At 73.1% G+C, this 14,025-nt stretch carries 14 protein-coding genes; 4 read left to right on the top strand and 10 right to left on the bottom strand.

All coding sequences use genetic code 11. The annotated features are described in order from the left end of the window. The first annotated feature begins 31 nt into the window (after nucleotides 1-31). The 3 genes from C569_RS0124270 (at nucleotide 32) to C569_RS35120 (ending at nucleotide 1,174) form a co-directional block, all read left to right on the top strand. Nucleotides 32-364, top strand: a complete 333-nt coding sequence (locus C569_RS0124270; protein ID WP_018788337.1) for a TfoX/Sxy family protein — start codon at nucleotides 32-34, stop codon at nucleotides 362-364. Nucleotides 365-458: 94 nt separating this feature from the next. After that, entirely contained in the window at nucleotides 459-992 is a 534-nt protein-coding gene (locus tag C569_RS30975) for a VOC family protein (RefSeq protein ID WP_369754021.1), read from the top strand. Continuing rightward, nucleotides 899-1,174, top strand: coding sequence for a VOC family protein (locus C569_RS35120; protein ID WP_369754035.1), 276 nt, complete (start codon nucleotides 899-901; stop codon nucleotides 1,172-1,174). Before C569_RS30975 ends, C569_RS35120 begins: the two co-directional genes overlap by 94 nt. A gap of 151 nt (nucleotides 1,175-1,325) precedes the next feature. Here C569_RS35120 and C569_RS0124255 read toward each other — a convergent pair whose 3' ends face one another. Genes C569_RS0124255 through C569_RS0124225 form a run of 7 tightly spaced genes read right to left on the bottom strand, consistent with a single transcriptional unit; the run spans nucleotide 1,326 to nucleotide 8,731 of the window. Further along, the gene (locus C569_RS0124255) at nucleotides 1,326-2,039 is read right to left on the bottom strand and encodes an N-acetylmannosamine-6-phosphate 2-epimerase (protein ID WP_018788335.1); all 714 of its coding nucleotides are present in this window, start codon (nucleotides 2,037-2,039) and stop codon (nucleotides 1,326-1,328) included. Next, nucleotides 2,036-2,956: an ROK family protein gene (locus C569_RS0124250; protein WP_018788334.1), complete on the bottom strand. Its 921-nt coding sequence runs from the start codon at nucleotides 2,954-2,956 to the stop codon at nucleotides 2,036-2,038. Before C569_RS0124250 ends, C569_RS0124255 begins: the two co-directional genes overlap by 4 nt. Continuing rightward, entirely contained in the window at nucleotides 2,953-3,795 is an 843-nt protein-coding gene (locus tag C569_RS0124245; protein ID WP_018788333.1) for a carbohydrate ABC transporter permease, read from the bottom strand. Before C569_RS0124245 ends, C569_RS0124250 begins: the two co-directional genes overlap by 4 nt. Then, complete coding sequence (locus tag C569_RS0124240) at nucleotides 3,785-4,732, bottom strand: carbohydrate ABC transporter permease (RefSeq protein ID WP_018788332.1); 948 nt, start codon at nucleotides 4,730-4,732, stop codon at nucleotides 3,785-3,787. Before C569_RS0124240 ends, C569_RS0124245 begins: the two co-directional genes overlap by 11 nt. Nucleotides 4,733-4,743: 11 nt before the next feature. Further along, nucleotides 4,744-6,027 carry an ABC transporter substrate-binding protein gene (locus tag C569_RS0124235; protein ID WP_026268588.1) on the bottom strand — a complete coding sequence of 428 codons (1,284 nt, stop codon included), beginning with the start codon at nucleotides 6,025-6,027 and terminating at the stop codon, nucleotides 4,744-4,746. Between the two features lie 21 nt (nucleotides 6,028-6,048). Further along, entirely contained in the window at nucleotides 6,049-7,644 is a 1,596-nt protein-coding gene (locus C569_RS0124230) for an FAD-dependent oxidoreductase (RefSeq protein ID WP_018788330.1), read from the bottom strand. 40 nt (nucleotides 7,645-7,684) lie between these two features. Beyond that, the gene (locus tag C569_RS0124225) at nucleotides 7,685-8,731 is read right to left on the bottom strand and encodes a LacI family DNA-binding transcriptional regulator (protein ID WP_026268587.1); all 1,047 of its coding nucleotides are present in this window, start codon (nucleotides 8,729-8,731) and stop codon (nucleotides 7,685-7,687) included. A 390-nt stretch (nucleotides 8,732-9,121) separates the two neighbouring features. Between C569_RS0124225 and C569_RS0124220 the strand changes: the two genes are divergently transcribed. Then, on the top strand, nucleotides 9,122-9,457 hold the full coding sequence (locus tag C569_RS0124220; RefSeq protein WP_018788328.1) for a hypothetical protein: 336 nt from the start codon (nucleotides 9,122-9,124) through the stop codon (nucleotides 9,455-9,457). Between the two features lies 1 nt (nucleotide 9,458). On the opposite strand, the gene C569_RS0124215 is transcribed toward C569_RS0124220, so the two are convergent. From C569_RS0124215 to C569_RS30970, 3 genes are all read right to left on the bottom strand, one after another. Then, a complete protein-coding gene (locus tag C569_RS0124215; RefSeq protein WP_018788327.1) occupies nucleotides 9,459-10,268 on the bottom strand; it encodes a metal-dependent hydrolase in 810 nt (269 codons plus the stop codon). Nucleotides 10,269-10,385: 117 nt separating this feature from the next. Beyond that, the gene (locus C569_RS0124210; protein WP_026268586.1) at nucleotides 10,386-12,743 is read right to left on the bottom strand and encodes a serine/threonine-protein kinase; all 2,358 of its coding nucleotides are present in this window, start codon (nucleotides 12,741-12,743) and stop codon (nucleotides 10,386-10,388) included. A 70-nt stretch (nucleotides 12,744-12,813) separates the two neighbouring features. Next, the coding region (locus C569_RS30970; protein WP_018788325.1) for a glycosyltransferase family 4 protein at nucleotides 12,814-14,025 on the bottom strand (1,212 nt) is incomplete at its 5' end.

Below are 14,025 nucleotides of genomic sequence, written 5' to 3'. Positions count from 1 at the left end.
CGCTGTCGGACCCGGATGCCACGATTCCGTCATGGCCTACGACGAGGACCTGGCGAACCGGGCCCGGGAACGCCTCGGGCGCGAGCCCGGCACCACCGAACGACGCATGGTCGATGGTCTGGCGATGATGCTGCGCGGCAACATGGCGGTGGTCGTGCGCGGCGCGGGCGGCCTGATGGTCCGGGTCGACCCGGCCGAGGCCGGCCGCGTGCTGGCCGAGCCCGGCGTCGAGGCGACGGTCATGTGGGGCCGGGAGATGCGGGGCTGGGTCACCGTGTCGCCCGATGCCTGCGAGCGCGACCCGGACCTGGCCCGCTGGGTCGACCGGGGCGTCCGCTTCGCGCGCACCCTACCGGCGAGGTAACGCGACAGCGAGGAAATCCGGCTGCGCGGCCGGACCCGCCCGGCCTACGCTCCGGACCTGCCGACGGTCGGCGGCGGGGATCGGAGACGGGCGGATGGCGGTTCACGTCTACGCGGTCAGCCTCGACGCGGGCGACCCACGCCGGCTCGCGCGGTTCTGGTCCGGCGTGCTGAGCCGGGAGGTCATCGACGACCCGCACGAGGGCGTGGCGCTGGGCGGCGACGTCCACAGCGACTTCCGTATCCGGTTCCTGCCCAGCGACGCGCCGAAGACGGTGCAGAACCGGATCCACTTCGACCTGACCAGCGCGTCGCCGCAGGCCCAGCGGGACACCGTCTCCCGGGCGCTGGCGCTGGGCGGACGGCACATCGACATCGGTCAGGGCCCGGACGACGACCAGGTGGTGCTCGCCGACCCGGAGGGCAACGAGTTCTGCGTCATCGGGGCGGGCAACAATTCCTCGCCGGCTGCGGCCCGGTCGGCGCTGTCAACTGCGACGGTACGCGGGCGGCCGGCTGCTTCTGGAGCGAGGCGCTGGGCTGGCCGCTGGTCTGGGACCAGGGCGAGGAGACCGCGATCCAGTCGCCGCGCGGAGGCGCGAAGGTCACCTGGAGCGGCCCGCCGCTGATGCCCGACGGAGGCCGGGACCGCCTGCACCTGGACCTGGTCGCGGCCGGTGACCGGGACGCGGAGATCGACCGGCTGCTCGCGCTCGGCGCGACCTGGGCCGGTGCGGGCCGGCACACCGCCGACGACGTGGTGCTCGCCGACCCGGACGGCACCGGGTTCTGCCTGCTGACGCCCCGCTGAGGCGGGTGCGGCCCCCGGGACCGCACCCGCACCGGTCAACGCAGCCGCAGGCTCGGCTCCAGCGTGACCTCGAACAGCCGGTCCCACGAAACCTCGACCCGTACCGCGGTGACCCGGTCCAGCGTCGCGGTGAACGTCTTGCGTCCTCTCCTCATCGATGCTCCTTCTTCTCCGGCGCGCTCGCCGCCCGAGGGGTGGCCGGTACCAGTCGGCGGGTGATCCACAGCGGTGAGGTGACGGCGTTGCCCGTCACCACCGCGTGGGCGCCCGCCTCGAAGGCCCGGCTGATCTGCTCCGTGGTCCGGTAGCGCCCTTCGGCGATCACCGGCACGGGTAGCAGCGCGGCGAGTCGCGCCACGAGCCCGAGGTCGGGCCCGTCGATCTGTGGGCTGGCCGGGGTGTAGCCGGACAGTGTGGTGGCGACCGCATCCGCGCCGGCCTCGACGGCGGCGACGCCCTCGGCCACAGTGGAGACGTCGGCCAGGACCAGCGCGCCGGTCTGCTCGTGGACCGCGCGGACGGTGTCGGCGAAGCTCCGGCCGTCGGGCCGTGGACGGTCGGTGGCGTCCGCCGCGACGACGTGCGACCCGGCGCGCGCCGCTTCGAGGGCGTGCCCGGCGGTCGGGGTGATGAACACGCCCTGCGTGCCGTGCTTGTACAGCCCGATCACCGGCACGCCGACGGCGGCGCGTACCGCCCGCACGTCGTCGGGGCCGTTGACCCGGACCGCCACCGCGCCGCCGCGCACCACGGCGGCCGCCACGTGGGCCTGGACGTACGGGTCGCGCATCGGGTCGTCCGGGTCGTCGGGCAGGGGCTGGCAGGACACGACCAGCCCGCCTGCGAGTTCGTCCAGGACACTCACGTGCTTGTTCCTCCGTCGTTGTGGATCGGTGCGGTGGCGAGCCGGGCGGCGCCGACCACTACCGCGTCGGCGCCCAGGGCCGCCGGAAGCAGTGGCACGTGCGCCCAGCCGCCTGGTAGTTCCGCCCGGTAGGCGGTCGTCGCGGCGGGGAGCAGGGTGCCGGCGGCGCCACCGGCGACCACCACCGCCTCGGGGTCGAGCAGGGCGACCAGCCCGGCCAGGGACGCGCCGAGCGCAGTACCGGCCCGCTCGACGACCTGCCGGGCGGTCGCGTCACCGGCCGCCGCGCGCCGCGCCACCTCCCGGCCGGTGACCGGCTCTCCGCCGGTGAGCGCGTACGCGGCGGCCAGGCCGGTGCCGGAGGCGATCGCCTCCAGGTGCCCGTACCGGCCGCAGCCGCAGCGCAGCCGGTTCGCCCCCGGTGCCGGCAGGTGCCCGAGCTGACCGGCCGCGCCCCGGGCGCCACCGGCGATCCGTCCGTCGCGGACGACAGCGCCACCCAGCCCGGTGCCGACGGCAGCGAGCAGCACGTGCCCCAGGCCCCGTCCGGCGCCGGCCCAGCACTCACCGAGCGCCGCCGCGGCGACGTCGTTCGTGACGCGTACCGGCCGGGCCAGCCGCGCGGCCAGCTCGTCGGCCACCGGGGTGCCGGCCCATCCGGGCAGGCTGCCGGTCGCGTACCGGATGGCGCCGGTGACCGGGTCGACGGTGCCCGCGGTGCCCACCCCGACCGGCCCGGGGCCGGCTGCGGCGAGCAGGCCGGCGGCCAGGCCGGCGGCGGTGTCCAGTACCGCGGCCGGCCCGGCGCGCGCGGGGGTGGGCGCCTCGCGGCGGCCGAGCACCCGCGCGCCGGGATCGACGAGGGCGGCGGCGGTCTTGGTTCCGCCGATGTCGATCCCGACGACCGGCGCGGTCATCCCTTCAGGCCGGTGTGTGCGAGACCCTCGACGAACTGCTTCTGCGCGATGACGAACACCGCCAGCACCGGCAGCGCGGTCATCGACGCCGCCGCGAGCTGGACATCCCACATCGGACCGCCGTACGCGTCGACGAACTGGGTGAGCGCCTGCGGCAGGGTGAACTTGTCCGGCGAGGACAGGAACACGATCGGTTCCAGGTAGAGATTCCAGCTGTGCAGGAACGTGAAGATGGCCACCGCGCCGAGCGCGGGCCGGGACAGCGGCAGCGCGATCTTCCAGAAGGTGGCGAAGCGTCCCAGCCCGTCCACCCGGGCCGCCTCCTCCAGCTCACCGGGGAGGCTGATGAAGAACTGCCGCATGATGAACGTCGCCAGCACGCTCGGCGCCCCGAAGATCGGCACCAGGATCAGCGGCCAGTGCGTGTCGATCAGGTCGAGCTTGAAGAACATCTGGAACAGCGGCACGATCGTCACCTCGCTCGGGATGAGCAGGCCCGCGAGGACGACCAGGAACAGCACGTTCTGCCCCCGGAACCGGATGCGAGCGAACGCGTACCCGGCCAGCGACGCCACGGCCAGCGTGCCGACGGTGACCAGCAGCGCGATGTAGAGGCTGTTGAGGTACTGCTGCCCGAACGGCTGCAGCTCGAACACCCGCTGGTACGCGTCCAGCCGTGGGTCGGTCGGCAGCAACTGCGGCGGGAAGGAGAAGATGTCCGCCACCGGCTTCAGCGACGAGGTGACCATCCACCAGGTGGGGAACACGAACGGAACGGCCAGGACCATCAGCACCCCGTAGAGCACCAGCTTGGTCCGCCGGGACAGGTCACGACTCATGGAAGACCCACCTCTTGCGCATCTGCCACTGCAGCACGGTCAGCGCGAGCACGATGACGAACAGCAGGATCGACAGCGTCGCGCCGTAGCCGAAGTGATGGAACTGGAAGGCCTGCTGGTAGAGGTAGTAGACGAGCACCGTGGTCGAGGTGCCGGGCCCGCCCTGGGTCAGCACCGCGATCTGCGCGAAGACCTGCAACGAGCCGACCACCGTGATGATCGACGTGAGCATGATCGTCGGGCTGATCAGGGGCACGGTGATGCGCCAGAACTGGCGCATCCGGCTCGCGCCGTCCACCTCGGCGGCCTCGTACAGGTCGGTGGGCACGCCCTGGAGGGCGGCCAGGAACAGCACCATGTTCAGGCCGACGTTCTTGAACACCTGCACGACGATCACCGACAGCATCGCCGTGCCCTCGCCGCGCAACCAGTTGGGGCCGTCCACGCCGAGCGTGTCGAGCAGACCGTTGACGCCGCCGTTGTCCTGCAGCAGGAAGCCCCAGACGATGGTCCACGCGACGAGCGAGACCACCACGGGGGAGAAGAACAGGGTGCGGAAGACGATGGTCCCGCGCAGCTTCTGGTTGAGCAGGACGGCCAGCAGCAACGCCAGGCCGAGGTTGAGCACCACCAGGCCGATCGAGAACAGGCCCGTCGACCGCAGCACCGGGCCCAGGTTGGGGTCGTCGGCGAGCGCGGCGTAGTTGTCGGCGCCGATGAAGTCGAAGCTGCCGGCCAGCACGTTCCACTCGTGCAGGCTGTACCAGACCACGAGGACCAGCGGCAGGATCACGAAGACCGCGCTGCCGAGCAACTGCGGGGTGATGAACAGGTATCCGGTGAGCTGGTCCCGGCGGCGGGTGGTCCAGAACGGCCGGGCCCGGCCCGGGGTGGGCCCGGCAGCGGCCGGGCCCACCCTGGTGTCCGTCTGGGTCATGATCCTCGGCCCTACTTCGCCAGCAGCGGCTGGATCTTGGAGCAGACGCCGTCGAGTACGCCCTTGACGTCCGCGTCCGCCTTCCACAGCGGGTCGAGCGCGGCGCGCACCTGCTGGCTCAGCTCGGCCTGCCCGGCGTGGCTGGGCTTGACCGTGCCGTTCGTGATGCCGTCGATGACGACCTTCTGCAGCTGCTCCGGCTTGAGCTTCGGGTTCGTCTTCGCCAGCGTCTCGGCGGTCAGCTGGGACTGCCGTGGCGGCGGGAAGAACTGGGCCAGCTTCGCCGAGTTGGCGGGGTTGGTGAAGAAGGCCAGGAAGTCGGCGGCCTGCTCGGCGTGCGGGCTCTTCTTCATCACGCCGAGGCCGGCCTGGCCGACCACCGCGTACGGGCCCTTCGGGCCGGCCGGCAGCGGGACCAGATCCCAGTCGAAGCCGTTCTCCTTCAGCAGCGAGGCACGGGAGATCTGGGTGACGGTCATGGCCGCGTCACCGGCGAAGAAGTCGGCGGTCGTACCCGGGCCGGGCAGCGCCTTGCCGGTGAAGATCGCCTTGTGCAACGTGGTCATCGCCTCGACCATCTCCGGGCTGTTGAACCCGCAGCTGCGGCCGTCCTCGCTCCACGCCTGGGCGCCCCAGCCGGTCCAGAACGTGGCCAGGTTGTCCCAGCCCTTGTAGTCGAAGTCGCGGACCACGAGCCCGGCCTTGCCCGACTCCGCCGCTGCCGCGCCGGCCACGGCGAGCGCGGTGTCCCAGTTCCACTGCCCGGCCGCGATCAGCTCGGCCGGGGTCTTCTGCCCGGCCTGCTTGAGCATGTCGTTGTTGACGAACACGCCGAACGGCGAGGTCGAGAACGGGTACGCGAAGAGCTCGCCGTCGTTGCGCCAGAGCTTCAGCGTGGCGGGGGAGAGGTCGTCGTACTGGTAGCCGTCGGTCTCCTTGAGCGTGTCGTCGAGCGGGCTCAGCGCGCCGGAGGCGACGAAGTCCGGAGCCGAGTTCTCGAAGATCCATGCGAGGTCCGGCGCGTTGCCGCCGGCGATCTGCGTGGTCAGCGTCGTGGTGTAGTTCTCGAACGGCAGCGGATCGAACTTGATCTCCGCGACGTCCGGGTTGTTCTTGCGGTACTCGTCGGCGATCTCGTTGAACAGCTTCAGGTGCGCCTCGTTGGCCGACCAGACGGTCATCCGCAGGCTCGCCGGACCGTCGTTCTCTGCATCGCCGCCACCGCCGCACGCGGTCAGGGCGAGCACACCGGTCATGGTCGCCGCGAGCAGGCCGGACAGTCTTCCGTATCTCACTTTCTTCTCCTCACCGGGGGTTCAGTAGCCCGCGATCTGCGGCCAGCGGCGTTCCACGCCGGCGGCCGAGATGCGGTCCGTGAATTCGGCCAGCAGGCGGGGGTTGCCGCGGACCGCGCGCGGGGACTCGCCCCGCGCAAGGCAGAAGTCGGCCAGCAGGCCGGCGACCTCACCGACGTTCCACTCGACCGGGTGCAGCCGGTAGCTGCCGTTTGTGATGTGCGTGGTGCCGATGTTCTTGCCGGCAGGCAGCAGGTTCTCCATCCGCTGCGGGATGAGCGCGCCGAGCGGGATCTCGAACGGGCAGGAGCCGACGTCGATGTAGTTGTCGCCGCCGGTCGACGGGTGCAGGTCGATGCGGTACATGCCCACGCCGATCGAGTCGCGGTAGTTCACCGCGCCGTGCTCGCCGCGTACCGCCAGGGAGAGGTCCTGCTCGACCACCGTGTACTCGGCGCGGATGCGGCGCGACTCCCGGATGTAGGGCGCCTGCGCCAGCCCGTCGGTGCTGCCGGTCACGTCGCCGCGCAGCCGCAGCCCGGGGAAGCCGGTGCCGCCGTCGGGGCGCGGCGCCTCGGTCTGGAGCCAGTACAGGACGGAGTACGACAGCTCGCGCGCCTGGGACAGGTGCCAGGACGCGTTGGGTACGTCGATGACCGGACCCTCGAAGTAGTCGATCATCGGCCAGTTGACGAGGGTGATGTCGCTGCCGTACGCCCCGTCGGTGAAGTTGCGCCGCGCCGCGATGCGTCGGAACGTCCACAGGTTGCCGTCGCCCGGGTTGAGTCGCTGGTCGGCGTTGACGCCCAGCGGGTCGTCGTCCGGGTTCGGCGTGAAACTGCGCTCGACGATCTCCAGCGTGCGCGGGTGCGGCGACCGCCAGGACAGCAGCCGGTCGCCCCAGAAGTCCGGCTTGTAGTCGCGCCAGAAGTCGTAACCGGCGGGCCGGTCGATGGTGTGGTCGCCGTCGACGTGGTCCAGCGCGAAGCAGACGGACACCGCCTGCATGTTCAGCGGCTGCGCCTCGGCGGGCGCGCTCGGCTCACCGGTTTGCGCCTGCGACTCGAATCCGGTCACGTACTCGGTGCCGGTCAGCGGCAGCAGTTCGCCGGTCTCGGTGGCGTCCAGGACGTACGGCGCCTCGACCTCGATCCGCTCGTCGCGGTCCCGGTGGGCGAGCGTGACGCCGGTGACCCGGTCGCCGTCGGTCTCGGCCGCGACCGGCCGGTACGGCTGGAGCACCGTCAGCCGCCCGGACCCCCGGTACGGCGCGAGCATCTGCTCCAGGACGGCGACCGCGACCCGGGGCTCGTGGCAGAGCCGGCTCACCCAGCCGGCGCCGGGGTTAAGGTCGGTCCACGCCCGGGACCGCTCGGTCAGCGGGTAGTGGCGGCGGTAGTAGTCACGGATGCCGTCGCGCAGTTCCCGGTAGCTCGCGGTGGCGCCGAACTGCTCGATCCAGGAGTGCTCGTCCGGCGGGACCGCCTGGCTGGTGAGTTGCCCGCCGAGCCAGTCGAACTCCTCGCTCAGGATGACGGACCGCCCGGCACGGGCCGCGGCCAGCGCCGCGGCGACACCGCCCAGTCCGCCCCCGACGACGAGGACGTCCGCACGCATTAGTACCACTTGCTTCCTTCCAGTTGCGCGGCCGGGCGCGTCAGCGCCGGTCGACCGCCGATCCAGGGACGCCGAGGGTGTCGCCCTCGACGAGTTCGCAGGGCAGAAGCCGTTGCTGGAGGCCGCCGGCGCTGCCGTCGATGACGCCGGTGAGCACCTCGACGGCCTGGCGGCCCATCTCCTCGCGCGGGATGCGGAACCCGGTGAACGTGATGTCGGTGGGCACCGGGACGGTCGGGTCGCCGAGGGTCACGACGGACAGGCCCCCGGGCACCGTCAGCCCGCTGCGCCGGGCGGCCGACTCCAACGCGACAGCGGTGGCGAAGTCCTCCACGAAGACGACGGTGCTGCCGTCGGCCCGCAGGTCGTCCACGGTGGCGTCGGCGGTAAGGGCCGTCGCGGTGATCTGGCGGGCGCTCTCCGCACCGGCCGTGCCGGCGTGGAAGCCGCTGCGCCGGTCGTGCGAGGACTCGGCCGCGGTGCCCATGCCGACGTACGTCAGGCGCCGGTGCCCCAGGTCCAGCGCCCGTTCCGCCAGCCGGTGGACCGCGCTGGCGTAGTCGGCGCCGACGTAGGGCACCGGCCCGCCGGCGTCGTCGCGGCGCCCGACGGCGACGTAGGGGAATCTGTCGCGGTTGAGCCGGAGCAGTTCCGCGCCGTCGATCTCCCGGCCGAGCAGGATGCATCCGTCGGCCAGGCGCAGCCGGTTGTCCTGGTGGAAGATGCGCCGCCGGCCGTCCACCACCGGGGCGCTGGTGAACAGCAGCAGGTCGCAGCCGACCCGTTCGGCGTACTCCTCGATGCCGAGCAGGAAGGGGTGGAAGAAGTCCCGGCTGCCGCTGGGGAAGGCCGGCTCGTAGGTGAAGACGCCGATGATCCGGTTGAACCCGGAGGCGAGGCGGCGGGCGGCCGGGTCGGCGGCGTATCCCGTCTCGGCGATGACCTGCAACACCCGGTCCCGTGTCTCCGGCGCGATCCGGACGTCGGCGTCGGTGCGGTTGTTGAGCACCAGTGAGACGGTCGCCTGGCTGACGCCGGCCATTCGTGCGATGTCACGCTGGGTGACTCGCCTGGGGGGAGGGGTCACGTCCGTCCTTCCGCTGCCGCTAATGCGTATTAGCGATCGGTTGGCAAGGAGCCTCGCTTCTTCCCCGACCTCCTGTCAAGGGGTGGACGGAAGATTTCCGTTCGATGAACCCCCTGGAGTAATGCGCATTAGCCGCCGATTGCGCCAGTCCTTGCTAGTCATTGCTCGCGGGATCTTGACAAGGCGACCAGGGGCGCGCGACAGTAGGCGAGTCGCGGCGCTAATGCGCATTAGCGGGTAGTGGCTCGCCTGCCCCGGCCAGTGCCGACACCTAGTTCCCTACGGACAGTGACGCCCGGTCTCGGCTCTGCCCGCCGCCGCCCCGACGACGCGAGGCGCTACCGTTCCGACAGGACGGTCGTGGCGTCGTCCACACGGGGAGGGGACAACGTGGGCACCACTGTCGCTCGTCATCTCGCGGGAGCCGCTGCCGCCTGGCTCGTCGTCGTCGCGGAGGCGGGCGTCGGCTACCTCGGCCTGCTGGCGTACGCGCTGGTCACCCGCGCCGACCCGGGCGGCCCGCTGGCCACCGGATACGCCGCCACGGTGGCGGCCGCCACTGACGTACCGGGCACCCGGGTGCCGCTGGTGGCCGGGATCGCCGCGCTGCTGGTCCTCCCGCCGACCGTGGCGTACGCGTCCACCGCCCGCGGCGTGGGGTGGCCGGCCCGGCTGATCCGGCACCGGGTGGCCGGCACCCGTGCGGTGCGCGCGGAGGCGGGCTGACCTACACCTGGATGTCGAAGCGTTGCAGCACCGAGGGCGCGACCAGGCCCACCGCGGCCAGCACGGCCAGGACCGTCATCGCGGTGCGCAGCACCACCGTCTCGGTCTTGCTGCCGGTGCGCAGGGCGATCTTGTTGGGCAGGCCGACCATCGTCCACATCCGGCGTCTGATCGGGATGGGCCACAGGATCGGCACCCCGGCCCGGGTGATCATGTCGCCGAGGATGTGCACGAAACAGCCCACGCCGACCGCGAGCCCGATCATCGGATAGCCCCGGTCGCCGGGCAGGTTCGCGAACGTGAACCAGGCCGCGGCGGCGGACACCAGCGTGACCACCACCCAGCCGGCCCGCTCGGCCCACTTGTCGAACAGCCCGCGCAGCGCCAGGCCGATCATGAAGAAGAGGATGCCGACCACCGCCCACTTGCCGTAGTGGGCGCAGAGCGCGGTGGTGCCCCACCCGACGAGCACGGTGAACGGGATGGTGTGGGTCAGCGTGCGGTGCCCGTTGCTGCGGCGGGGATCCTTGCTGAGCTTGGTGGCGTAGTAGACGCCGAGCGAGATCTTCTCCATCACCTCGGCGACGAACAGGCTGACCACACCGAACGTGCGGGCCACGGTCGCGCCGCCCTGGTTGCGGGTGACCTTCCCGGACAGGTCGAGGTCGGGGAAGAGCGCCCCACCGGCGCAGACCGCGGTGCCCACCGCCAGGGCCAGCGGTGTCTGGTGGTAGTCCGCGAACTGGGCCATCGCCCAGGAGCCGGTCAGCCACGCCGCCGCGCCCGAGAGCGCGTGGGACGGTCCCATCATCTCGGCTCGCCCTTCCCGAAGATCTTGATCCACAAACTACGCCACTGTAGTCAGCCCGTACGACAGCGGGGCATCAGCCGGACGGTCCACTGGGGAAGGGCTGCCGCACGGCCCGGTTCAGCCCGCGGTACGGGTGGGCCGGACCTGCCCGAGGCTCGCGCGGATGACGGCGAACTGCTTCGAGGCGGCGGGCCAGTCGGCGTCGGAGGTGGTCCAGCCGAGCGTCCAGCCGGCCCGCTCACCGGGCAGGACGCGCAGCGCACGCATCCGCTCCCCGTGGTCTGCGGTCCAGCGGCACTCCCACACCGCGCCCGGACCGTCGGACTCCAGCCGGACCTGCTGGTATTCCAGCAGCCGGCCGGACGAGGTCAGGTCCCGCTCGGACGACTTCAGCCGGCCCACCGGATCACCGCCCGGGTACGGCTCGACGCCCAGGATCCGCCGCGTCGCGGGGTCCTGGAAGCAGGTGGTGTCGCCGGAGCGCAGTTGCAGCCAGCCGGCGGGCAGGGCGATGCGGAAGCCGCCGGTGTCGGCGGGCCAGACCCAGCCGGTCGGGACGGTCACCGGCGGGTCGTCCGGGGGCGGCCCCTTGCGGACCGGTGTGCCGGCCACGTCGGGCCGGACGCAGGGGAACGGCGGAGGTGGCGCGCCCGGCCCGGGCGGGCGGTCCCCAGGGCGGGCGACGGCCTCGGTGGAACCGCCCGGCTGCGGCGTCTCGTCGCGAGCACCGGTGATCGCCAGCGCGGTGCCCACACCCGTCGCCACGGCCAGCAGAACGGCTCCCAGGATCAGCCCCCAGCGCTGCAGCGGGTTGCCGTCGCCGGAGGTGAGCAGGGGATCGGCAGGACGGGGGACCCCGGCGGGCCGGGGCGGCGCGGGGTGCACCGCGCCGCCGTCGACCGGCCCGCTGTGGGCGACCGGGGGAGGCTTGGTGACCGGCGCGGCGCCGATGATGTGCACCGGGCTGAGGGCGTCGGCGCGGGGGGCCGACTCGGGGCCGGCCGGGCTGCCCGGGTCGACGAAGCTGGTGAGGACAGTCGGACCGAGGCTGACCGGACCCGAGCCACCGGCCGTACCCGAGCCACCGGCCGTACCCGAGCCACCGGCCGGACCCGAGCCACTGATCCCGGCCGGGCCGCCGGCGGCGGTCGCGCCGCCGCCTGCCTTCGGGCCGCCGCCCGGTGGCGGGCCACCGATGACAGCACCCGAGTCGCCGGCCGCGTCCGGACGGCGGGTCGCATCCGACCGGCCCGCGGGGGACGAGGGGCGGCCTGCGTCCACGCGCCCGACCGCCTCCGAGCGGCCGGCCGGGGACGATCGACTCCCAGCCTCCGCGCGGATGGCCGGTACGGAACGGCCGGCCGTACCGGAAGGACCGGCTGGGCCGGGCAGACGGACCGGACCGGCGGCGCCGGCCGTGTCCCCGGACGGTGGCGCGCGGTCGCCCTCGGCGGGCGGGGCCCACTCGTTGCGCTTCGCCGCCCGGCTCCACGCGCGGGCCGCGGCGGCCGGCGGCATCAGGTCCGGGTAGACGCCGCCCGCAGCCGCCGGTGACCCCGGCTCGTCACCCGCCGGCACGTCGGCGTCGCGCCCCCCGACCGGCCGGCCGGACGACACGGCGGTGGCCCGCCCCGCGGAACCGGCGGCCTCCGCGTCGGCCTCCGACACCGCTGCGACGCCGAGCAGGCGGGCCGTCTCGCGGTGCCCGAGCCGGTCACGCGGATCGCGCCGCAGCAGTCCGGCCAGCACCGGCATCAGCGGACCGGCGTGCGGGGCCGGGTCGGGCGGCCGGGTGGCGAGCGCGGCGAGCGTGGCCATCGCGGTGCTGCGGGCGTACGGCGAGCGGCCCTCCACCGCGGCGTGCAGCGTGGCGCCCAGCGACCACATGTCCGCCTCGACGCTCGACACACCCTCGGCGGCCCGCTCCGGTGCCACGTACTGGGGGGAGCCGAGGACCAGGCCGGGCCGGGTCATCGCGCCGTCGCCGCCCTGGAACACGGCCAGTCCGAAGTCGGTGAGCAGCACCCGTCCGTCGCGGGCCAGCAGCACGTTCGCGGGCTTCACGTCCCGGTGCAGCACCCCGGCGTCGTGCGCGGCGCGCAGCGCGGCGAGCACCGACAGGCCGATCTCGGCAGCCCGGCCGGGCGGCAGCGGCCCGTCGGTCTCGATGATCTCCTGGAGCGAGCGGGACGGGACGTACTCCATGATCAGCCAGGGTTCGCCCTGGACCCGGACCACGTCGTAGACCCGGACCACGTTGGGGTGGTTGAGCCGCGCGGAGGTTCGTGCCTCGCGCAGCGTACGGGCGCGCAGCTCGTCCTGCTCGTTCTCGGCGAGCCAGTTCGGCGGCACGACCTGCTTCACCGCGACCTCGCGTTGCAGCTCCTCGTCGCGCGCCCGCCAGACCTGGCCCATCCCGCCGCGGCCGACCAGTTCGAGCAGGCGGTACCGCCCCGCGATCACTACCTCCCGCACCGCACTCCTCACCGCTGGTCAGTGGTCCACAATAGCCAACGGATCGGACGGTACCTATCGCATGTCAGCGCTAACTCGCCGCGCCGGCGAGCAGGTTGCCCTCCGGGACCGGGATCGGGGACCGGTCGCCGGCCAGCAGGGCGGCGGCCCGGCGGGCCTGGAACGCGTCGTGGTCGCGGCGGGCGGCGGCGTAGCTGCCGGCGGTCCGGGCGGCGATCGCGGACCAGGTGTACCGCCGGCTGACCATGGTCCGGGCCGTGCGCGCCACCCGCCGGGCGAAGACCTCGTCGCCGAGCAGCCGGTCGACGGCGCCGGCCAGCGCGTCCGGGTCGCCGTGCGGGAACGTCACCCCGGTGACGCCGGGCTCGACGATCTCGGCCAGCCCGCCGGTACGCGCCACCGCCAGCGGCGCACCGGCCGCCGCCGCCTCCAGTGCGATCATGCCGAACGGCTCGTAGAGGCTGGGGATCACCGTGGCGTCGGTGGCGGCGAGCACCGCGGGCAGCTGGGTGGCGTCCATGAAACCGGCGAACCGGATCGTGTCCCCGAGGTGCAGCCGCCGCGCCTGGTCCACCAACTCGTCGCGGTACGGCCCGTCCCCGGCGATCACCACCCGCAGGCCGGGGTGCCGCTTCGCCAGGTGCGGCACGGCGTGCACCAGGTGCTGCACGCCCTTCTCGTAGACCAGGCGGCCGGCGTACCCGACGAGCGGCCCGCCCGCGGCGAAGCGTGCCCGGGCGGAGGCGACGGCGTGCGGCCGCGCCCGCCAGGCCCGGTCGTCGACGCCGTTGGCGACCACGTCGATGCGCCCGGCCGGTACGCCGAACAGCCGGGCCACCTGGTCGCGCATGTAGCCGGAGCAGGCGATCACGCGGCCGGACTCGCTGGCGAGCCAGTGTTCGACGCCGTGGATGGTGCGGTTCATCTCTTCCGGCAGCCAGCCCTGGTGCCGGCCTGCCTCGGTGGCGTGGATGGTGGTGACCAGTGGCACGTCCAGGTGTTCGCGCAGTGTCATCGCGGTGTGTGCGACGAGCCAGTCGTGGGCGTGGATGACGTCGTAGGTGCCGGTTTCGGTGGCGCGTAGTGCGGCCCGGGTGAGGGTGTGGTTGAACGCCATGGTCCAGGCCAGCAGGGATGAGGTGGCGAGGGGGAACGTGACGGGGTCCTCGGCGGCGCGGACGATGCGGACGCCGTCGGCGTACTCCTCGAGGGGGGCGCCCTCGGCGTGGCGGGTGACGACTGTGACCTCGTGTCCGGCGGCGGCCAGGGCGACCGACAGGGC

The organism is Micromonospora sp. CNB394, assembly GCF_000374985.1.
Lineage (GTDB): Bacteria > Actinomycetota > Actinomycetes > Mycobacteriales > Micromonosporaceae > Micromonospora > Micromonospora marina.
Note: the sequence above shows the minus strand (reverse complement) of the source record. Positions and strands in the feature narration are given on the sequence as shown.